Below are 21302 nucleotides of genomic sequence, written 5' to 3' on the forward strand. Positions count from 1 at the left end.
CTATGAACAACGGCCCGCCTTTTGGTGGGCCGTTGTGCATGTGATGACTGGCGACACGGATGCCGTTAGCGTACAAATCCCTATTCTTCTTCACCCGGCGTTCAAGGCTGATAATGCGATTGGCTTTTTCCAGACTGCTCAGTACCTCCCTGGCCCTGCTGTTGGCCAGTAGCGCCGTGATCGCGGCTCCGCAGACCTACCTGACGGTGTACGGCGAACCGGCCAAGTATCCCGCCGGCTTCAGCCATTTCGACTATGCCAACCCCGACGCGCCCAAGGGCGGCAGCCTGCGGCGCTCCGCCATCGAGATCGGGCGCTTCGACCATGTGCTGCCGTATATCGACAAAGGCATCGGCGTCTCCCAGGTCGACGGCTGGCTCTATGCGCCCCTGGCTCAGCGCTCCCTGGATGAGCCCTATACGGTGTATGGCCTGGTGGCAGAGAAGATGGAGCGCGCCGATGACGGTTTGTCCCTGCGTTTCTACCTCAACCCCAAGGCACGCTTTGCCGATGGCAAGCTGATTACCGCCGAAGACGTGCGCTACAGCTTCGACCTGCTGATGACCCAGGGCAGCCTGCGCTTTCGCACACTGTTCGCCGACGTCAAGCACGTTGAAGTCGAAGGCGAACGCCAGGTGCGCTTCGATTTTTCCAGCAATGAGAACCGCACCCTGCCCCTGGATATCGCCACCCTGCCGGTGTTCCCCGAACATTGGTGGAAGAGCCGCGACTTCGCCAACGGCGGCGGCTACGAAGCCCCACTGGGCAGCGGCCCGTACACCATCAGCAAGATCGACTCCGGCAGCACCATCACCTTTACCCGTGACCCCGACTGGTGGGGCAAGGACCTCCCGGTCAGCCGCGGTCTGTACAACTTCGACCACCTGAGCCTGGAGTACTTCGGTGATACCGAAGTGGCGCGCCAGGTGCTGCGCGGTGGCGCCTATGACTTCAACCGCGAGTTTTCCGCCACCGGCTATTCCATCGGCTACAACGGGCCGGCACTGGACGATGGCCGCCTGCAACGTGCCCATTTGGCCAGGGAGATGCCACAACCGGCCCAAGGCTACGTGTTCAATGTGCAAAAGCCGATGTTCAAGGACCGCCGCGTACGCCAGGCCCTGGCGATGCTGTGGGATTTCGAATGGGCCAACCGGCAGATGATGCGCAATATGTATATCCGCCAGCAGAGTTTCTTCTCCAACAGCCCATTGGCCGCCAGCCAATTGCCGACGAAGGAAGAGCTGGCGATTCTCGAACCGTTGCGCGGGCAAGTGCCCGACGAGGTCTTCACCCAGGTGTTCAAGGCACCGGTTACCGATGGCAGCGGCATGATCCGCGACAAACAGCTGCAAGCGCTGGCCTTGCTGGAGGAAGCCGGCTGGAAACCAGACGGTGACAAGCTCGTCAACGCCGACGGCGAACCGCTGGAGTTTACCTTCCTCAACGCCCAGGCCGGACTGGAGCGCCTGCTGCTGCCGTACAAACGCAACCTGGCGCAGATCGGCATCACCCTGAACATTCGTCGGATCGACGCCTCGCAGTATGTGAACCGGGTGATGGCACGGGACTACGACATGATCGTCGCCGGCTTCCCGGTCACCACGTCCCCGGGCATGGAACTGTACAACTTCTTCGGTTCGGCAGCCGCCCTGGACCCGGGCGCCAACAACTACATGGTGCTTAAGGACCCCGCCGTGGACAGTCTGATCAAGGGCCTGGTCAAGGCCGACACCCAGTCCCGGATGCTCACCTATGCCCATGCCCTGGACCGGGTGCTGCAATGGAATTACCTGTGGATTCCCAACTACTACCCGCCGGGTACCTCGGCGGCCTGGTGGAACCGTTTCGGCCGACCTGCCGTCGAGGCCAAAAATGATGAAGCCCTGGAAACCTGGTGGGAAATCAGCCCGACACCGTTGACCAATGAGCAAATGAACGCCGAATTGAAAAAACGCGGAGGTACCCGCTGATGTTTGCCTACATCGTGCGGCGTCTGCTGCTGATCATCCCGACGCTGGTGATCATCCTGCTGGTCAATTTCGTGATCGTACAGGCCGCGCCCGGCGGCCCGGTGGAACAGGCCATCGCCCACCTGCAAGGGATTGGCGGCGGCGCCGTCGGCGGCTCGTCCGGCGACAGCATCAGCAGCGGCTCCCGTGCCAGCCGTGGCCTGGACCCAAAGCTGATCAAGGACATCGAAAAACAGTACGGCTTCGACAAACCCGCACCGGAACGCCTGTGGCTGATGCTCAAGAACTACGCCCGGCTGGACTTCGGTAACAGCTTCTTTCGGGGCTCGACGGTGATCGACCTGATCCTGGAGAAAATGCCCGTCACGCTTTCGCTCGGCCTGTGGGCCACCTTGATCACCTATCTGGTGTCGATTCCCCTGGGGATTCGCAAGGCGGTGCGCCATGGCAGCAGCTTTGATGTGTGGAGCAGCACCGCCATCGTCATCGGTTATGCGATGCCGGCCTTCCTGTTCGCCATGTTCCTGATCGTGGTGTTCGCCGGTGGCACCTCGCTGAACTGGTTCCCGGTGCGCGGGCTGGTGTCGGAGAACTTCGCGCAATTGAGCCCCATCGGCAAGATTGCCGATTACTTCTGGCACCTGGTATTGCCCGTCACCTCATTGGTGATTGGCGGGTTTGCCACGCTGACCATACTCACCAAGAACTCGTTCCTCAATGAAATCACCCGCCAATACGTGGTCACCGCGCGCGCCAAGGGCTTGAGCGAACGCCGCGTGTTGTACGGCCATGTGTTCCGCAACGCCATGCTGCTGGTGATCTCGGGTATTCCCCAGGCATTCATCAGCGTGTTCTTCGCAGGCTCCTTGCTGATCGAGGTGATTTTCTCCCTCGACGGCCTCGGCCGCATGAGCTACGAGGCGGCCGTGTCCCGCGACTACCCGGTGGTGTTCGGCTCGCTGTTTATCTTCACCCTGTTCGGGCTTTTGATAAAACTCATCGGTGACCTCTGCTACACCTTGGTGGACCCGCGTATCGACTTCGCTGCGAGGAACGCCTGATGTTGAATCTATCTCCGGTGGCCCGTCGGCGTTTCGAGCGGTTCAAGAAGAACCGTCGCGGCTGGTGGTCACTGTGGTTGTTTATCGGGCTGTTTTTACTGACGTTGGGCGGTGAGCTGATCGCCAACGACAAACCCCTGGTGCTCAGCTACAAGAACACGCTGTATTTCCCGGTGTTCAAGCGCTACACCGAACAGCAGTTCGGCGGCCAGTTGCCGTTCCAGGCCGACTACCGCAGTGACTACGTGCAAAAGCTGATCAAGCAGGACGGTGGCTGGATGCTGTTCCCGCCGATCCCGTTCAGCGACGACACGCCCAACTACGAACTGACCCGCCCTGCCCCCAGCCCACCGTCTTCGGTGAACTGGCTGGGCACCGATGACCAGGCGCGGGATGTGCTGGCCCGGGTGATCTTCGGCGCACGGGTGTCGATCCTGTTCGCCCTGGCACTTACTGCCATCAGCGCCGCTATCGGCATTGCCGCCGGTGCGCTGCAAGGCTTCTACGGCGGCTGGGTCGACCTGCTCGGCCAGCGCATCCTCGAGGTGTGGTCCGGGCTGCCGGTGCTGTACCTGTTGATAATCCTGTCGGGCTTCGTCGAGCCGAATTTCTGGTGGCTGCTGGGAATCATGGCGCTGTTTTCCTGGCTGGCCCTGGTGGACGTGGTACGCGCCGAGTTCCTGCGCGGGCGCAACCTGGAGTACGTCAAGGCCGCACGGGCATTGGGGCTGGGCGATGGCAAGATCATTCGCCGGCATATCCTGCCCAATGCCATGACCGCGACCTTGAGCTACCTGCCATTTATTCTGACAGGGGCGATTTCCACCTTGAGCGCCCTGGACTTCCTCGGTTTCGGCATGCCTGCGGGCAGTGCGTCGCTGGGCGAGCTGATCGCCCAGGGCAAGCAGAACCTGCAGGCACCCTGGCTGGGCCTGACGGCGTTTTTCACCCTGGCGCTGATTTTGTCGCTGCTGGTATTTATCGGCGAGGCATTACGTGATGCCTTCGACCCACGTTCATGAGTGATTGCATATGAACCTGATCGAAATCCGCGACCTCAGCGTCGCCTTCAGCGGCCAGACCGTGGTGCGCAACCTGAGCCTGGATGTACGCCCTGGCGAGTGCCTGGCGCTGGTGGGCGAATCGGGGTCGGGCAAGTCGGTGACGGCCCATTCGATCCTGCAACTGCTGCCCGAAGCCGGTACGCATACCACAGGTTCCGTAAAGTATCGCGGCCAGGAGTTGATCGGTGCGTCGGCGGCCACCCTGCAAAAGCTGCGAGGCAACCGCATCGCGATGATCTTCCAGGAGCCGATGACCTCCCTCAACCCGTTGCACAGCATCGAAAAGCAGATCGGCGAAACCCTGTTGTTGCACAAAGGCCTGGGAGGCAAGGCGGCACAGGCGCGCATCCTCGAATTGCTGGAACTGGTCGGCATCCAAAAGCCCCGGGAACGGCTCAAGGCCTACCCGCACCAGCTCTCCGGCGGCCAGCGCCAGCGGGTGATGATTGCCATGGCCCTGGCGTGTGAACCGGAACTGCTGATCGCCGACGAACCCACCACCGCGCTGGACGTCACCGTGCAACGCAAGATCCTGCTGTTGCTCAAGTCCCTGCAGGAACGCCTGGGCATGTCGCTGCTATTGATCAGCCACGACCTCAACCTGGTACGCAGCATTGCCCAACGGGTGTGTGTGATGCGCGCCGGGGAAATTGTCGAGCAAGCCGACTGCCAGACCTTGTTCGACGCTCCCCGGCACCCTTACAGCCGTCTGCTGCTGGATGCCGAACCGGCCGGCGATGCGCTTTGCAGTGATGAGCGCGAAACGGTGCTGCAGGTCAACGACCTGAGCGTGCAGTTCCCTCTCGGCGGCGGCCTGTTCCGACGCAAGACCTACCTGCGCGCAGTGGATGGCATCAGCCTCAGCGTACAGCGCGGCAAAACCTTGGGTATCGTCGGTGAGTCAGGCTCGGGCAAGTCCACTCTGGGCCAGGCGATCCTGCGCCTGCTGGACTCCACCGGCAGCATTCGCTTCCAGGGTGAAGCCCTCGACCCGCTGAATCCTCAGCAGATGCGCCCCTGGCGCAAGCAGATGCAGGTGGTGTTCCAGGACCCCTACGGCAGCCTCAGCCCACGCATGTCGGTGCAGCAGATCATCAGCGAGGGCCTGGAAGTGCACGCGCCGTGCAGCCTGGAAGATCGCGACGCCCAGGTGATCCAGGTGCTCAAGGATGTCGGCCTCGACCCTGAGAGCCGACATCGTTACCCCCATGAGTTTTCCGGTGGCCAGCGCCAACGCATTGCCATCGCCCGCGCCTTGGTGCTCAAGCCTGCGTTGATGCTGCTGGACGAACCCACCTCGGCCCTGGATCGGACAGTGCAGAAGCAGGTGGTGGCATTGCTGCGCGAGTTGCAGGAAAAATACGGCCTGACCTACCTGTTTATCAGCCATGACTTGGCCGTGGTACGCGCCATGGCCCATGACATGATTGTGATCAAGGACGGCAAAGTGGTGGAGCGCGGCGCGAGCCACGAAGTGTTCGATGCACCGCAGCATCCGTACACCAAAGAGCTGCTGGCAGCGGCGCACATCCCCTTGTAGGAGCGAGCTTGCTTGCGAAGAACAGATAGGCGACACGGGGTATCTGGTAGCGCTGCGTTATCGTTGACGGTTTTTCGCGAGCACGCTCGCTCCTACAGGATTCTGCACGCATGAACACCAGCCTCAAGGATTACCAACAGGTTCGCGGCTTGGCTATCCAGTCGCTGTTCGAGATCATCGAACAGTCCAGCGAGGGCACGGTGATTGTCGATCGCGACGCGAATATCGTGTGGATGAATGAGCGCTACGCCAAGCGCTTCGGGCTCAACAGCGCTGACGAAGCCATCGGCCAGCCGTGTGAGAAGGTCATTTCCAACAGCCTGCTGCGCCAGGTGGTGCGCACCGATCTGCCGATTCTGCTGGATATCCAGGACACGCCCAAAGGCCCGCTGGTGGTGATGCGCCTGCCGATCCATGACGATGCCGGCGCGGTGATCGGGGCGATTGGCTTTGCATTGTTCGATGAACTGCGCAACCTGTCGCCACTGATCGAACGCTACCTGAGCATGCAGCAGGAACTGGCGTCTACCCGTTCACTGCTGCGCAAACGCCAGAGCAAGTACAACTTCGCCCACTTTATCGGCACCAGCGCCGCCAGCCTGGAAGTCAAACGCCGCGCGCGCCGCAGTGCAAGTGCCGAGTCGCCGGTGTTACTGCTCGGCGAAACCGGTACCGGCAAGGAGCTGCTCGCCCAGGCGATTCACGGGGCTTCGAACCGGGCGAACAAGGCCTTTGTCAGTATCAACAGCGCGGCCATTCCCACGGATTTACTGGAGGCCGAATTCTTCGGCACCGCGCCCGGCGCGTTCACCGGTGCCGACCGCAAGGGCCGCCCCGGCAAACTACAGATCGCTCAGGGCGGCACGCTGTTTCTCGATGAAATCGGCGATATGCCGCTGCCGCTGCAAAGCAAACTGTTGCGGGTACTGCAGGAAAAGGAATACGAGCCAGTCGGCTCCAACGAGATGCTGCACAGCGATGTACGGGTAATCGCCGCCACCTCGCTGGACCTGGAAGCGGCGATCAAGCGCGGCGAATTTCGTGCGGATTTGTATTACCGGCTCAACGTGCTGCCGATCCAGGTGCCGCCCTTGCGCGAGCGCCTGGAGGACATCCCGGCGCTGAGCGAGGCGATTCTTGAAGAGTTGCTCAGCCGCCACGAACTCGAACCCGAGGCGCTGGGGTTGCTGGCGCAACATGCGTGGCCGGGGAACATCCGTGAGCTGCGCAATGTACTGGAGCGGGCGGCATTGTTGAGTGATGACCTGGTACTGAATGCTGAGGACATTCGCGCGGCAATCGGCACGTTCAGCCCGGTGGAGCGCAGTACGGTTCAAGCCATCGAGGGTGAGTCGTTCAGTGCTGCGCGGGAGCGATTCGATCGGCAGGTTATCGCGGCCGCCTTGAAAGCGTGTGAGGGCAATGTGGTGGACGCGGCCAGGCGGTTGGGGCTTGGGCGCTCGACGTTGTACAAGAAGATGATAGCGTTGGGGATCGCCTAGTCTCGATATAGAGACTTAAATCTCAATAATGAGACGAGGTACTGTGAGTGCTGTTTTCCTCCCGACCGTGCTGTAGCAGGCGATTTGGGCGCTGACTAAACACAACCCCTGGCGCAAGCCCCTCCTACAGCGGTCCCAGCCTGTCTCAATTCAGAGACAAAATTCCAAATAACGGCTCAACAATCAAAAAATCCTCTTAAATATCAATAAGTTAGATTTATGGCACATATCTCGCTATAGCCCTACTCCAAGCATTACCCCACAAAAATAACAATCTGGAGACACACCATGAGTGTGATCATTGCCCTGGCAGCCCTGGCGCTGTTGATGCTGGCTGCCTACCGTGGCTACAGCGTGATCCTGTTTGCCCCTATCGCCGCCCTCGGCGCGGTACTGCTCACTGACCCGTCCGCCGTCGCCCCTGCTTTTACCGGGGTGTTCATGGAAAAAATGGTCGGCTTCATCAAACTGTATTTCCCGGTGTTCCTGCTTGGCGCGGTGTTCGGCAAGTTGATCGAACTGTCGGGGTTCTCGCGTTCCATCGTGGCCGCCGCGATCCGCTTGCTCGGCACGCGCCAGGCCATGCTGGTGATCGTGCTGGTCTGTGCCCTGCTCACCTACGGCGGCGTGTCGCTGTTTGTGGTGGTGTTTGCGGTGTACCCGTTCGCCGCCGAGATGTTTCGCCAAAGCAATATCCCCAAGCGCCTGATTCCGGCGACCATTGCCCTCGGTGCGTTCTCGTTCACCATGGACGCCCTGCCCGGTACGCCGCAGATCCAGAACATCATCCCCAGCACCTTTTTCAACACCACCGCATGGGCGGCGCCGTGGTTGGGTTTGATCGGCACGATTTTCGTATTCTGCGCCGGCATGCTCTACCTGGCGCGCCAGCGCAACAAGGCGCAGCGTGCCGGTGAAGGTTACGGCACCGAGTTGCGCAACGAACCGGAAACCGCCGAAAACCTCACACTGCCCAACCCGTGGGTCGCACTGTCGCCGCTGATTCTGGTGGGCGTGATGAACCTGCTGTTCACTCACTGGATCCCGCAGTGGTACGGCAAGACCCACAGCCTCAGCCTGCCGGGCATGAGCGCGCCGGTGACCACCGAAATCGCCAAGCTCACAGCGATCTGGGCCGTGCAGGCGGCGCTGCTGGTGGGCATCCTGATGGTGCTGGCCTTCGGCTGGTCGGCGATCAAAAGCAAGCTCGCCGAGGGCAGCAAAAGCGCGGTCAGCGGCGCATTGCTGGCGGCGATGAACACCGCATCGGAATACGGCTTCGGCGCAGTGATCGCCTCGCTGCCGGGCTTCCTGGTGCTGGCGGACTGGCTGAAGGGCATCCCCAACCCGCTGGTCAACGAGGCCATTACCGTGACGCTGCTGGCCGGTATCACCGGCTCCGCGTCCGGTGGCATGAGCATCGCCCTGGCGGCAATGTCCGAGAGCTTTATTTCGGCGGCCCACGCGGCCAATATTCCCCTTGAAGTGCTGCACCGGGTCGCGGCCATGGCCAGCGGCGGCATGGACACCCTGCCCCACAACGGCGCGGTGATCACGTTGCTGGCGGTCACCGGGCTGACCCACCGCGAAGCCTACAAGGACATTTTCGGCATCACGATCATCAAGACCCTTGCGGTGTTCGTGGTGATCGGTACTTTCTATGCCACCGGCATTGTGTGAGGTTTTCATGACGACTTTGAATGGCAAGACGGCCCTCGTTACCGGCTCCACCAGCGGCATTGGCCTGGGCATCGCACTGAGCCTGGCCAAGGCTGGCGCCAATCTGATCCTCAATGGCTTCGGCGACGCCAGCGCGGTGATCGCCCAGGTGCAGGCGTTCGGCGGCAAGGTCGGCCACCACCCGGCCGATGTCAGCGACCCGGCGCAGATCGCCGATATGCTCGCCTATGCCGAGCGCGAGTTCGGCGGCGTCGATATCCTGGTCAACAACGCCGGCATCCAGCATGTGGCGGCGGTGGAAGACTTTCCGGTGGAGCGCTGGGATTCGATCATCGCGATCAACCTGTCCTCGGTGTTCCACAGCACGCGCCTGAGTTTGCCGGGGATGAAGGCCAAGGGCTGGGGGCGCATCGTCAACATCGCCTCGGTGCATGGCCAGGTCGGCTCAGTGGGCAAGGCGGCGTATGTGGCGGCCAAGCACGGCGTGATCGGCCTGACCAAGGTAGTGGGCCTGGAGACGGCCACCAGCAATGTCACCTGCAACGCTATCTGCCCGGGCTGGGTACTGACGCCGCTGGTGCAGAAGCAGATTGACGACCGCGCAGCTACAGGTGTCGATCCGCAGCAGGCGCAGCATGATCTGCTGGCCGAGAAACAACCGTCACTGGAATTCGTCACGCCACCGCAATTGGGCGAACTGGTGCTGTTCCTGTGCAGCGAGGCCGGCAGCCAGGTGCGTGGCGCCGCCTGGAATATCGACGGCGGCTGGCTGGCCCAGTAATGCAAATCTAATGGGGTGGGAGCAGGCCCCCACCTTTGATTGATGTCGACTGGCCAATTCACACAAGAATAAGAGACTGTGCCGATGTCCGAAATTCTCTGGCAACCCTCCCCCGAACGCATCGCCAACACGCGGATGGACCAGTTCCGGCGCTTCATCAACCAACGCTATAGCGTGCAGCTGCCCGACTACCCGGCCCTGCACCAATGGAGCATCGACCAGCGCGCGGATTTCTGGCGGGCCATCGTCAGCTACTTCGACGTACAGTTTCACAGCCCGCCCGTGGCAACGCTGATCGAAGACGCCGAGATGCCCAGCGCCCAGTGGTTCCCCGGCGCCACCCTGAACTTCGCCGAGCACCTGCTGCGCCGCCGCGACGAGCACCCGGCCGTGGTCGCCATCAGCGAAGATGGCCGCCGCGAAGTATTGACCTACGCCGAACTCGCCCGCCATGTCGCCGGCTTTCAGCGTAGCCTGCGGGCCGCCGGTGTGACCCAGGGCGACCGCGTCGCCGCGTGCATGCCCAACACCTGGCAAACCCTGGTGGGCATGCTCGCCACCACCAGCCTCGGCGCGATCTGGTCGTGTTCGTCGCCCGACTTCGGTACCCAAGGCGTGATCGACCGGTTCGGCCAGATCGAGCCCAAGGTGTTGATCACCTGCGCCGGTTACCGCTATGCCGGCAAAGACATCGACCAGAGCGCCAAGCTCAATGAAATCCTCGAACGCCTGCCGTCCCTCGAGCAACTGATCATCGTGCCGTACGCACGGCCTCAGGCGCGCGTTGACGACTACCGCAGCCAAGCCAGGGTGACGCTGTGGAATGACTTCTATCAGCCCGGCGGCGACCCCGAGTTTGTCGCCGTGCCGTTCGATCACCCGCTGTACATCCTCTATTCCAGCGGCACCACAGGCGTGCCCAAATGCATCATCCACGGCACCGGCGGCGTGTTGCTCACCCACCTCAAGGAGCACGGTCTGCATGCCGACCTGTCCAGGGATGATTGCCTGTTCTACTACACCACCTGCGGCTGGATGATGTGGAACTGGCTGGTGTCGGTACTGGCCCTTGGCGCCACCGCCGTGCTGTATGACGGCTCGCCGTTCCACCCTGGCCCCGAGCGGTTGATCGACCTGATCGACGCGGAAAAAATCAGCGTGTTCGGCACCAGCCCGAAATTTCTCGCCACCCTGGAAAAAGCCGGGCTGCAACCGCGCCTGAGCCATGACCTGAGCAGCCTCAAGGGGCTGATTTCCACCGGTTCGCCGCTGTCACCCCACAGCTACGACTACGTGTACCGCGACATCAAAAGCGAGCTGTGCCTGGCGTCGATGTCGGGCGGCACCGACATCGTCTCCTGTTTTGTGATCGGCAACCCGGTGCTGCCGGTGCGGCGCGGCGAAATGCAGTGCAAGAGCCTGGCGATGGCCATCGAAGTGTGGAACGACCAAGGCCGGCCAGTGATCGGCGAAAAAGGCGAGCTGGTGTGCACCCGGCATTTTCCGGCCATGCCGATCGGGCTGTGGAACGATCCGGACCAGCAGAAACTGCGCGCCTCGTATTTCAGCCAGTTTCCTGGAGTGTGGGCCCAGGGTGACTACGCCGAGCAACGCCCCAATGGCAGCCTGCTGATCCATGGGCGCTCTGACGCGGTACTCAACCCCGGCGGCGTACGCATCGGCACTGCCGAGATCTATCGCCAGGTGGAAAAAGTCCCGCACGTCGTGGAAAGCCTGGCTATCGGCCAACGCTGGCAGGACGATGTGCGTGTGGTGCTGTTCGTGCGCCTCAATGACGGTGTCGAGCTGGACGATGCCCTGCAACAGCAGATCCGCCAGGTGATCCGCGCCAACACTACGCCACGCCACGTACCGGCCAAGATCCTTGCGGTCACCGATATCCCGCGCACCATCAGCGGCAAGATCGTAGAACTGGCGGTGCGCAATGTGGTTCACGGGGAGCCGGTGAAAAACACGGATGCCCTGGCTAACCCGCAGGCTCTGGACGAGTTTCGCGACCGCCCTGAATTGGCGACCTGAGGAAAAAAGGTTTCAGCCCTGACGCACTCATTTGAAGACAAACGCCCAATGCATGCTATTTTTCGAGGGGTAGTCAGCCGCTCCCGTCTCACGGGATAATCGGCTTTGTCGTATTTCAAAGCGTTATGCGTAGGGCTTTTTCATGAATGGAACATCCACCGACAGCGAAGCAGCAGTCTTGATCGCGCGGCTGGACTGGGCGCAAAGCCCACTCGGTGATGCCAGGGATTGGCCGCAAAGTCTGCGCACCGCCGTCGATATCGTCATCCACTCACCGATGCCGATGCTGCTGCTGTGGGGCAGCCAGCTCACTCAACTCTACAATGATGGCTTCGCCGCGCTCGCGGGCGACAAGCACCCCCAGGCATTGGGCCGACCGGCACATGAAACCTGGCCGGAGCTCGAGAGCTTCACCGCACCGATCTACGAGGCGGTCCTCGGCGGGCAGGCACGCACCTTCAGCGAACAGCGCTTCGTCTTGCAGCGCAACCATCGCGACACCGAAATCTGGCTCGACCTGACCTACAGCCCGGTACGCGATGAACGCGGCACGGTGGCCGGCATCCTGGTCACCGCCATTGAAACCAATGAACGCCGCAGCAAAGCCCTCGAACTGCAGCGGCGCTCCGAAGACAGCCTCAAGGCCCAACACAGCACCGAGCAACGCCTGCAGCTTGCGCTGGCCGCAACCGACGCCGTGGGCACCTGGGATTGGGATATCGGCGAAGACCGTTTTATCGCCGACGCGCATTTCGCCTACCTGCACGGCGTCGACCCGGAAGACGCCGACCTGTTGCCGATCAGCGCTTACCTGCAAGGCGTACACCCCGAAGACCGTGGCACGGTGGCGCGCAGCATCAAGCACTGCATCACCTTCGGCACCGAATACGCCGAGGAATATCGCTTGTTGCAAGCCGACGGCCAGGTACGTTGGGTGTTTGCCCGGGGTCGTTGCTACAAGGATCATCAGGGCCGTCCGGCACGCTTCCTCGGTGCCGCACTGGACCTGACCGAACGCAAGCACACCGAACAGGCACTGCGTCAAAGCCAGACCGAGCTGCAACTGATCATCAACGCCATGCCGGTGCTGATCGGCTATGTCGACCACGAAGAGCGCTTTCGCCTGAACAACAGCGCCTACCTCGACTGGTACGGCCTGACGCCCCAGGAACTGTACGGTAAAAGCATTCGTGAAGTGCTCGGCGACGATGTATACGCCGGGCGCGCGGACAAGATCGCCGCAGCGCTCAAGGGCAAGGCGTGCAGTTTCCTGACCGTCACCCCCCATCGCGACGGCCGGCCGCGCCATGCCTTGATGAAGTACCTGCCGCGTTTCAGTAATGACGGTTCGGTAAACGGCTTCTACATTTTTGTGATCGACGAGACCGAACGCATCCTCACCGAAGAGGCTTTGCGTCACCTCAACGAAAACCTTGAAGAGCGCGTGGCCCAGCGCACCCAGGCGCTGGCCGAGGCCAACCAGCGCCTGCAAAACGAAATGTTCGAGCGCGAGCGCGCCGAAGACGCGCTGCGCCATGCGCAGAAGATGGAAGCGGTAGGCCAGCTCACCGGCGGCATCGCCCACGACTTCAACAATATGCTCACCGGCATCATCGGCAGCCTGGACCTGATGCAGCGCTATATCGCCGCCGGGCGCAGCGACGAAATTGGCCGGTTCACCGACGCGGCGGTGTCCTCCGCTCACCGCGCGGCCGCCCTCACCCACCGCTTGCTGGCGTTCTCGCGGCGCCAGTCGCTGGACCGTCGACCGATCGACCCCAACCAGTTGGTGGCGTCCCTGGAAGATCTGTTCCGCCGTACCAAAGGCGCGCATATCACGCTCAAGGTGCAATTGGGCAAGGACATCTGGCCCGTCAACACCGATGCCAGCCAACTGGAAAACGCCCTGCTCAACCTGGTAATCAACGCACGCGACGCCATGCCCGACGGCGGTGAATTGCTCATAGAAACCGCCAACAGCTACCTGGACGGTACCGATATCACCACACTGGAGCCGGTCAAGGCCGGTGACTACGTGATGCTCGGCGTGTGCGACAACGGCACCGGCATGGCGCCGAAAATCCTCGCCAAAGCCTTCGACCCGTTCTTCACCACCAAACCCATCGGCCAGGGCACGGGCCTGGGGTTGTCGATGATCTACGGCTTTGCCCAGCAGTCCGGCGGCCATGTGACCATTCACAGCGAACCGGGCCAGGGCACCTGCGTGCGCCTGTACCTGCCGCGCCTGTATGGCACCGCGCTGGAAAGCAGCCAGCCCAGCAACTCGAGCGAAGCCCCGCTGGCATTGGCCGGTGAGTCCGTCGTGGTGGTCGAGGACGACCCCGCCGTGCGTATGCTGGTGGTCAATGTGCTGGGTGAACTGGGCTACACCGCGCATCAGGCAGCCGACGCACGCACGGCGCTGCCGTTGCTGGAGTCGGACCTGCGCGTGGACCTGCTGGTGACCGACGTCGGCCTGCCGGGCATGAACGGCCGGCAACTGGCGGAAATCGCTCGCCAGCACCGCCCGGGCGTGCGCGTATTGTTCATGACCGGTTATGCCGAAAAAGCCGCCGAGCGCCAGGGTTTTCTGGAAGACGGCATGGACATGATCGCCAAACCCTTTTCCATCGAATTGCTGGCCACGAAAATCCGCAGCATGATCAGCGTTGACGCCTGAGTTCAGGCATAATCGCGCGCCCTTACGTTCGACCGTTGCAAGGTAACAAGATGAAAGCCCAAGCCCGTCATATCCTGGTGAAAACCAGTGAAGAAGCCGAACAGCTCAAGCAGCGCATTGCCAAGGGCGAAGCGTTTGATGTGCTGGCCAAGAAGTACTCCACCTGCCCGTCGGGCAAGCGCGGCGGTGACTTGGGCGAAGTACGGCCAGGGCAGATGGTCGGAGCGATTGATGCGGTGATCTTCAAGAAGCCGGTCAAGGTGGTTCACGGGCCGATCAAGAGCAAGTTCGGGTATCACCTGGTACAGGTGTTCTACCGCGACTGAGTGTTTGGCTCTCGATCCGCCGACGTTGACCATTCACCCAGGGATCAGTGCTCCTGGCACTTGAATCACGCGACTGGCCAACCGATGCCCAGCCAAGGCCGCCGCCTCAGGCGCACCACCCTTGAGCCGGCTGGCCAGATACGCCGCACTGAACGAATCCCCCGCGGCCGTGGTATCCACCACCGTCTCCACCTTCAACGCCGGCACGGCAAAGCGCTCACCGTCGCAACGAATCAAACACGCCTGCGCGCCGCGCTTGAGCACCACCTCGGCCAGCGTCGGATACGCGGCGAACACCTGCTCACTGTCGGCATAGCCGAACAACGCACGTTCGTCATCCTCGGTCAGCAAGGCGATATCCACGTCGGCCATGACCTGGTGATACGCCGCGCGCGCCGCCTCGACACTGGCCCATAGACGCGGCCGGTAGTTGTTGTCGAAGACCACCTTGCCACCGCGTCGACGGGTGTCGACCAGGGCTCGCAGCAGGTGCCGGCGCCCGACCTCACCGAGTACCGCCAGGGTGATGCCGCTGAAATACACCACATCGTAGCCCGGCAATGCCGCCAGGATCGGCTCGGCCGCCGGTGTGGTGAAGCAATCACGCACGGCGGCTTCGTTGCGCCAATACAGGAATTTACGCTCGCCCTTGGCGTCGGTCTGGATGCAGTACAAACCGGGCAGACGCCCGGGCAAGCGCTGGACCATGCCCAGGCCCACACCCTCTTGCGCCCATTGGGCACACATGGCATCGCTGAAACTGTCATCGCCCAGGGCGGTGACGTAGTCGACACTGCCGGTGTCGCCCAGCTCGCGGCGCAGGTACACCGCCGTGTTCAAGGTATCGCCACCGAAGCTCTGGTGCAGGCTGCCGTCGGCGCGGTGTTGCAGTTCGATCATGCATTCGCCGATCAGGGCGATGCGTGGGGTCTGGCGGGTCATGGCTTCACACTCAGAAACGGGTTTGCAGGGACTCGACGACCTGTAACTGCTCATCCACCAGGCAGCCGACCTGCCACTTGTCGAACGTCAGGCAGGGGTGCGAAGTCCCGAACGAAATAATGTCACCGATGCGCAGCTCGACTCCCGGCGCCACGCTCATGAACGCATGCTGGTCCATCACCGCCGTAACCTTGCACGCGCTCACATCATCGCCCTGTGCCGGCAAAATACCGGCCTGGTAGCGCTTGAGCGGCACCGGCAGGCCGGCGTCATAGGCCACGTCGCGCTTGCCCAGCGCGATCACCGCAAATCCGGGCTCAGGCAACGACTGCACGTGAGCCCAGACTTCCAGGGCCGGACGCAAGCCTTCGTTGAGGTCGCTGCGACGGTCGAGCACGCAGCACTGTGCCTCTTTGTAGATGCCGTGGTCATGGGCCACATAGCTGCCCGGACGCAATACACTGAGGAAACGACCCGCGGCGTTCTGGGTTTCGAAAGACTCGGCGATCAGGTCGTACCAGGCCGAACCGGAAGCCGTCACGATAGGCTTGGGCAGGTCGAAAAAACCGTTGTCCTGCAGGTCCACCGCCAAGCGCACCAGGCTGGCGGCGAACTCGCGGATGCCGCTGATAGCGTGCTCGCCGTGGATCACGCCTTCGTAACCTTCGATACCGGTAAGTGCCAGCGCTGGTTGGGCCTTGATCGCCTTGGCCAGGTCACGCACCTCCTGCTCGCTGCGGCAACCGCAACGGCCGCCGACCACGCCGTACTCGATCATCACGTTCAGGCGCAGGCCGCGCGCGGCGAAGAACAGGCCCAGGTCGGCGACACTGTCCGGATGATCGACCATGCAGTGGAAGTCGAAATCCTTATCGGCCAACAGGTCGGCGATCAGCGCCATGTTCGGCGCGCCCACCAGTTGGTTGGCCATCAACACACGACGCACGCCACCGGCATAGGCGGCACGGGTTTGCACGGCGTTGGCCAGGGTGATGCCCCAGGCGCCTGCCTCGATCTGGCGCTGGAACAGCGCGGGCATCATGCTGGTTTTGCCATGGGGCGCAAGCTCGGCGCCGCTGTTGCTGACAAACGCCTGCATCCAGCGGATGTTGTGCGCCAGGGCGTCGCGATGCAGCACCAGGGCCGGCAGGCTGACGTCACGGACCAGGTGGGCACCCACCGCGGCGGCGCCCTTTTCAACAGCGTTGATGGCAGACATGAAATGCTCCTATTCGTTGATGCGACGGGCCAGGTTGTTGGCGCTTTCGATCAGCACCCGGCGATAGTCGTTGTAATGGGTGATGGCATCGGCACGCGGTGCGACGATGCACAGCGTCGCGATACTGACGCCCTGCGCGTCCCTGACCGGGGCGGCAAAGCAATGCGTAAAGGTGTCGGCGACACTATCGAAAGAAAAGAAACCGTCGAGGGTGGCCTGACGGATTTGTGCCAGGAACGTCTCCAGCGGCAGGCGCTGGCCGTCCGGCAGGATGAAGTCGTCGTGGTCGATCAAGTCGATGATCTGCTGGTCGCTCAGGTGCCCGAGCAACAGACGCCCGGACGCGGTCCATGGAATCGGCGCGTTTTCCCCGATGTCCGATGAAATACGAAAATGCCGCTCGCCTTCGCGCATCAGCGCCACGGTGTATTTGCGCCCGTTGAGCAGGCACATCTGCGCAGTTTCGTGGGTCTGCCTGACGATCTCCTGCAAGGCATGGTCAGCCTCGCGGGTCAGGTCAAAATGACGCAGGTGCGCCTGGCCGAGAAAATACAGCTGGCGACCCAGGTAGACGTGCCCATCCTTGCCCACGGTCTCCAGGATGCGCCGCTCAAGCAAGGACGCGACCAACTCGTAGACGGTGGACTTGGGGCTGCCGATGCCGTTGGCAATATCATTCGGACGCAGGGGCTGGCCGACTTCCTTGAGAAAATCGAGGATATCGAATGCACGGTCCAGGCCTTTGGCGCGGCGTTTGATGGTGTCTTCGGTCATGGCGGTAATCGGTCCCGATAAAGATGTTGCTATCAACACAGTTCCCCGTGGGAGGGGGCTTGCTCCCTCCCACGTTGGATTTACGGTGTTCTTTAGAGTCGGGGCATTTAGCCTTTTTTCTTGTACGCCACGCAATCGATCTCGACCTTGCAGTCGACCATCATGTTGGCCTGCACACAGGCACGCGCCGGAGCGTGTTCCGGGGTGAAGTACTCGCCGAATACCTTGTTGAAACTCCAGAAATCGCGCGGGTCTTCCAGCCATACGCCAACCCGCACCACATCCTTGAGCTCGTAACCGGCCTCCTCAAGAATTGCCACCACGTTACGCATGGTCTGGCGGGTCTGTTCGACGATGCCGCCCGTGATGATTTCACCGTCCACCGCCGGCACCTGGCCCGAGACGTAGAGCCAGCCGTCCGCTTCCACCGCACGCGCAAAAGGACGTGGCTGGCCGCCGCCGGCGGTGCTGCCGGTGCCGTAACGAGTAATGCTCATAAAAATAACTCCTGATTAAAAACGGATGTTCTTCAAAAATTCGGCCAGGCGCGGCGATTGCGGGCGTTCGAAGATGTCCTTCGACGACCCCTGTTCCTCTATGCGGCCCTGGTTCATGAATACGATCTTGTCGGACACTTCATAGGCGAAGCGCATTTCGTGGGTGACCAGCAACATGGTCATGCCCTCTTCCGCCAAGCCCTTGATCACGCTGAGCACCTCACCGACCAGCTCCGGGTCGAGGGCCGAGGTGACTTCATCGAACAACATCAAGCTGGGGTTCATGGCAATCGCGCGGGCAATCGCCACCCGCTGCTGCTGGCCGCCCGACAATTGTCCGGGGAAGTGGTTGCGCCGTTCCAGCAGGCCGACGCGGTCCAGCCATTTTTCGGCCAGGGCCACGGCTTCGTCCTTGCCCATCTTCTTGACCTTGAGCAGGCCAAGGGTGACGTTCTGCAACGCCGTCAGGTGCGGGAACAGGTTGAATTGCTGGAATGCCATGCCGGTCATCGCCCGGTGCTGGGCGATGACGCGCTCGGGGTGGCGCACACGCTTGCCGGCGACTTCGCTGTAGCCGATAGACTCGCCGTCCAGGGTGATCTGCCCGCCCTGGAACTCTTCCAGCAGGTTGACGCAGCGCAACAGCGTGGTCTTGCCCGAACCGCTGGAGCCGATCAACGTCACCACGTTACCGCGCTGCATGGACAGGTCGACGCCCTTGAGCACTTCCACCTGGCCGTATTGTTTGCGCAGGCCACGAATGTCCAGCAGCGGTTGGTTGGTTTGAGGTTGGTTCATGGCAAGGCCACCCGCTTTTCAATGTAGCGCCCGAATAACTCGATGGCGTAGTTGATGACAAAGAACAGAAATCCCGCGAACAGGTAGAACTCCAGGGTCATGAAGGTGCGTGCGATGACCTGCTGGGTGCTGAGCAGCAACTCGGCCACGCCGATCACCGACAGCAAGGTCGAGGCCTTGACGATTTCCGTGGAGGAATTGACCCAGGTCGGCAGGATCTGGCGCAGCGCCTGAGGTAGCAGCACGTAGCCCAGGGACTGGTAGAACGTCAGGCCGATCGCCCTGCCCGCTTCCAGTTGCCCACGAGGAATGGCTTGCAGCGCGCCGCGCACGATTTCCGAGACGTGAGAACCGCAAAACAGCGTCAGCCCGACCGCACCGGCCTGGAACGCGGTGATTTGCCAGCCGAGGGCCGGCAGCATGTAGAAACACGCCAGCACCAGCACGAACACCGGCGTACCGCGGATCAGGTCGACATACAGACGAAACGGCGCACGCATCCAGAACTTGCCGTAGGTCAGGACCAACCCGGCGACGATGCCGATCAGCGTGCCGAAAATAATCGCCAGCGCCGAGCAATACACGCTGGTTTCAAACCCCGCCCAGAGGGTGTCCCGGGCGATCCACAACTCATGCAACCAGCTGGGAGACTCGTACATGGAAACCTCCTTAACGACGGATCGCCAGACGCTGTTCCAGATAACGGAGCAGCATGGCAATGAGGTAACAGGCCGCCACGTAGAGCGCGGTCGTGACCAGCCAGGTTTCGATCACCCGGTAGCTTTCGACGTTGATCTTGCGGGCGTAGTAAGTCAGCTCGGGTACCGCGATGGCGGCGGCGAGCGAGGTGTCCTTGAACAGCGAAATGAAGTTGTTCGACAGCGCCGGCAGCACGTTACGCAGCATTACCGGCACAGTGATGTACGCACGGATGCGCCACTCACCCAGACCAATGGCCAACCCGGCTTCACGCAAGCCCTTGGGTATATTCAACAACCCCGCGCGAAATACTTCGGTGAGGTAGGCACCTGCGTACAACGACAGCGTGATGATGAAGGACGGGATTTTATCCAGGCGTATCCCGAGCGTGGGCAGTGCAAAGTAGATCAACAGGATCAGCACGAGGATCGGCGTATTGCGAATCACCGTGACGTACACCGAGGCGAAGATACGCAACGCACGGTGCCGGGACAGCATGGCAAACGCCATCATCAGGCCGATCACGCAGCCGATGGCGATCGACAGCAGCGCCAGCTCGAGGCCCAGGCCGAGCCCCGCCAGCAAGCTGGGGAAGTCGCGCCACACGGCGGCAAAGTTCAACTGATAGTTCATGGTCGGCAGTACCTGAAACGGGGTGCCGTGGACGGCACCCCCGGTTTACACATCACTTGAATTCAACAGGGAAACCAATCGCCGGCTCTGGCAGGTCTACGCCGAACCACTGCTTGAACGAGGCTTTGTAGGCCGGGAACTCCACGCCGGTCATGGCCTCATGCAGCGCGGTGTTGACGAAGTTCAGCCAGTCCTGGTCGCCACGCTTGACGGCGCACGCATAGGTTTGCGGGCTCCAGGCGTAGGTCGGGCTGCGATAACGACCCGGGTTCTGCACCATCAGGTACTTGACCGAAGACTGGTCGGTGGCGGCGGCATCGGCGCGACCGGAGTTCACGGCCTGGTACATCAGGTCGACGCTGTCGTACTGGTCGACCTTGGCCTTGGGCAGTGCCTGGTGCACCAGCTCTTCGGCATACACGTTTTGCAGCACGGCCACGGTGACGCCGTCGCCGGCGGCCTGTAGGTCTTCGATCTCTTTGTACTTGCTGTTGTTGGGCAACAGCAGGCCCACGCCCTCGCGGTAGTACGGCAAGGTGAAGGCAACCTGCTGTGCACGGCTGGCGGTGACGGTGATGAACTGGCAACTCATATCGACCTTGTCGGTCAGCAGGTTGGGAATACGGGCATCGGACGACTGCACCACAAACTCAACCTTGCTCGGGTCGTTGAACAATCCCTTGGCCACAATGCGACCGATGTCGATATCAAAACCTTGCAACTTGCCATCCGCTCCCTGGAAGTGCCACGGCGCATTGGTACTGCCTGTACCCACGATGAGATGCCCACGCTTGAGCACCCCATCGAGCTTGCTGTCCGCCGCCTGCACTTGGCTTGCGAGGGAAGCCGATGCGGCGAAGAGAAAAACACACGCTTTGAACACGGAAGGTCGGTGATGCATGACAAGCACTCCAGGGGTTGTGTATTCCGCTATACCGGAACTTGGTTTGTAACAACGGAATAGACAGCAGAAAGTGTGCCATACGCGATAACAGAAACCTATGATCGGGATAAATCCTTTATAAATCAGCGCGCTGGTTGAATAGCGATAGAAGGCGTTGCGCCAGCACCCAGGATCTTCTTGCTACCCAAT

General features: G+C 61.7%; 18 protein-coding genes. 10 read left to right on the plus strand and 8 right to left on the minus strand.

Going from position 1 to position 21302, the window contains the following annotated elements; all coding sequences use genetic code 11:
* Positions 1 to 113 precede the first annotated feature (113 nt).
* The 10 genes from EXW71_RS02985 to EXW71_RS03030 all read left to right on the plus strand — a co-directional run bounded on the left by EXW71_RS02985 (position 114) and on the right by EXW71_RS03030 (position 14647).
* Complete coding sequence (locus EXW71_RS02985) at positions 114 to 1973, plus strand: extracellular solute-binding protein (protein ID WP_134657525.1); 1860 nt, start codon at positions 114 to 116, stop codon at positions 1971 to 1973.
* The gene (locus EXW71_RS02990) at positions 1973 to 3034 is read left to right on the plus strand and encodes a microcin C ABC transporter permease YejB (protein ID WP_123718644.1); all 1062 of its coding nucleotides are present in this window, start codon (positions 1973 to 1975) and stop codon (positions 3032 to 3034) included. The genes EXW71_RS02985 and EXW71_RS02990 overlap by 1 nt, the downstream gene beginning before the upstream one ends.
* A complete protein-coding gene (locus tag EXW71_RS02995; RefSeq protein WP_167659626.1) occupies positions 3034 to 4056 on the plus strand; it encodes an ABC transporter permease in 1023 nt (340 codons plus the stop codon). The genes EXW71_RS02990 and EXW71_RS02995 overlap by 1 nt, the downstream gene beginning before the upstream one ends.
* A gap of 10 nt (positions 4057 to 4066) precedes the next feature.
* Entirely contained in the window at positions 4067 to 5638 is a 1572-nt protein-coding gene (locus EXW71_RS03000) for an ABC transporter ATP-binding protein (RefSeq protein WP_134657527.1), read from the plus strand.
* Between the two features lie 110 nt (positions 5639 to 5748).
* Positions 5749 to 7140 carry a sigma-54-dependent Fis family transcriptional regulator gene (locus tag EXW71_RS03005; protein ID WP_134657528.1) on the plus strand — a complete coding sequence of 464 codons (1392 nt, stop codon included), beginning with the start codon at positions 5749 to 5751 and terminating at the stop codon, positions 7138 to 7140.
* Positions 7141 to 7428: 288 nt separating this feature from the next.
* Positions 7429 to 8820 carry a GntP family permease gene (locus tag EXW71_RS03010; RefSeq protein ID WP_123718646.1) on the plus strand — a complete coding sequence of 464 codons (1392 nt, stop codon included), beginning with the start codon at positions 7429 to 7431 and terminating at the stop codon, positions 8818 to 8820.
* Between the two features lie 7 nt (positions 8821 to 8827).
* Complete coding sequence (locus tag EXW71_RS03015) at positions 8828 to 9601, plus strand: 3-hydroxybutyrate dehydrogenase (protein ID WP_123718647.1); 774 nt, start codon at positions 8828 to 8830, stop codon at positions 9599 to 9601.
* Positions 9602 to 9685: 84 nt separating this feature from the next.
* Positions 9686 to 11641, plus strand: coding sequence for an acetoacetate--CoA ligase (locus tag EXW71_RS03020; RefSeq protein WP_134657529.1), 1956 nt, complete (start codon positions 9686 to 9688; stop codon positions 11639 to 11641).
* Between the two features lie 142 nt (positions 11642 to 11783).
* Positions 11784 to 14321, plus strand: a complete 2538-nt coding sequence (locus EXW71_RS03025) for a PAS domain-containing sensor histidine kinase (protein ID WP_134657530.1) — start codon at positions 11784 to 11786, stop codon at positions 14319 to 14321.
* 50 nt (positions 14322 to 14371) lie between these two features.
* Positions 14372 to 14647, plus strand: a complete 276-nt coding sequence (locus tag EXW71_RS03030) for a peptidylprolyl isomerase (RefSeq protein WP_003174397.1) — start codon at positions 14372 to 14374, stop codon at positions 14645 to 14647.
* Between the two features lie 33 nt (positions 14648 to 14680).
* Here EXW71_RS03030 and EXW71_RS03035 read toward each other — a convergent pair whose 3' ends face one another.
* The 8 genes from EXW71_RS03035 to EXW71_RS03070 form a co-directional block, all read right to left on the minus strand.
* Positions 14681 to 15589 (minus strand): sugar kinase, encoded by a 909-nt coding sequence (locus EXW71_RS03035; RefSeq protein ID WP_134657531.1) that lies wholly within the window; start codon positions 15587 to 15589, stop codon positions 14681 to 14683.
* Between the two features lie 10 nt (positions 15590 to 15599).
* Entirely contained in the window at positions 15600 to 16808 is a 1209-nt protein-coding gene (locus EXW71_RS03040; protein WP_134657532.1) for an amino acid deaminase, read from the minus strand.
* 9 nt (positions 16809 to 16817) lie between these two features.
* Positions 16818 to 17582, minus strand: a complete 765-nt coding sequence (locus tag EXW71_RS03045) for an IclR family transcriptional regulator (RefSeq protein WP_134657533.1) — start codon at positions 17580 to 17582, stop codon at positions 16818 to 16820.
* A gap of 107 nt (positions 17583 to 17689) precedes the next feature.
* A complete protein-coding gene (locus EXW71_RS03050) occupies positions 17690 to 18079 on the minus strand; it encodes a RidA family protein (protein ID WP_123718653.1) in 390 nt (129 codons plus the stop codon).
* A 15-nt stretch (positions 18080 to 18094) separates the two neighbouring features.
* Positions 18095 to 18877, minus strand: a complete 783-nt coding sequence (locus EXW71_RS03055) for an amino acid ABC transporter ATP-binding protein (protein ID WP_134657534.1) — start codon at positions 18875 to 18877, stop codon at positions 18095 to 18097.
* The gene (locus tag EXW71_RS03060) at positions 18874 to 19536 is read right to left on the minus strand and encodes an amino acid ABC transporter permease (RefSeq protein WP_123718655.1); all 663 of its coding nucleotides are present in this window, start codon (positions 19534 to 19536) and stop codon (positions 18874 to 18876) included. The genes EXW71_RS03055 and EXW71_RS03060 overlap by 4 nt, the downstream gene beginning before the upstream one ends.
* A gap of 10 nt (positions 19537 to 19546) precedes the next feature.
* Positions 19547 to 20209, minus strand: coding sequence for an amino acid ABC transporter permease (locus EXW71_RS03065; RefSeq protein ID WP_123718656.1), 663 nt, complete (start codon positions 20207 to 20209; stop codon positions 19547 to 19549).
* A gap of 52 nt (positions 20210 to 20261) precedes the next feature.
* Positions 20262 to 21110, minus strand: coding sequence for a transporter substrate-binding domain-containing protein (locus tag EXW71_RS03070; protein WP_123718657.1), 849 nt, complete (start codon positions 21108 to 21110; stop codon positions 20262 to 20264).
* Positions 21111 to 21302 lie beyond the last annotated feature (192 nt).

The sequence above is a fragment of the Pseudomonas sp. BCA17 genome, assembly GCF_004519405.1.
Classification (GTDB): domain Bacteria; phylum Pseudomonadota; class Gammaproteobacteria; order Pseudomonadales; family Pseudomonadaceae; genus Aquipseudomonas.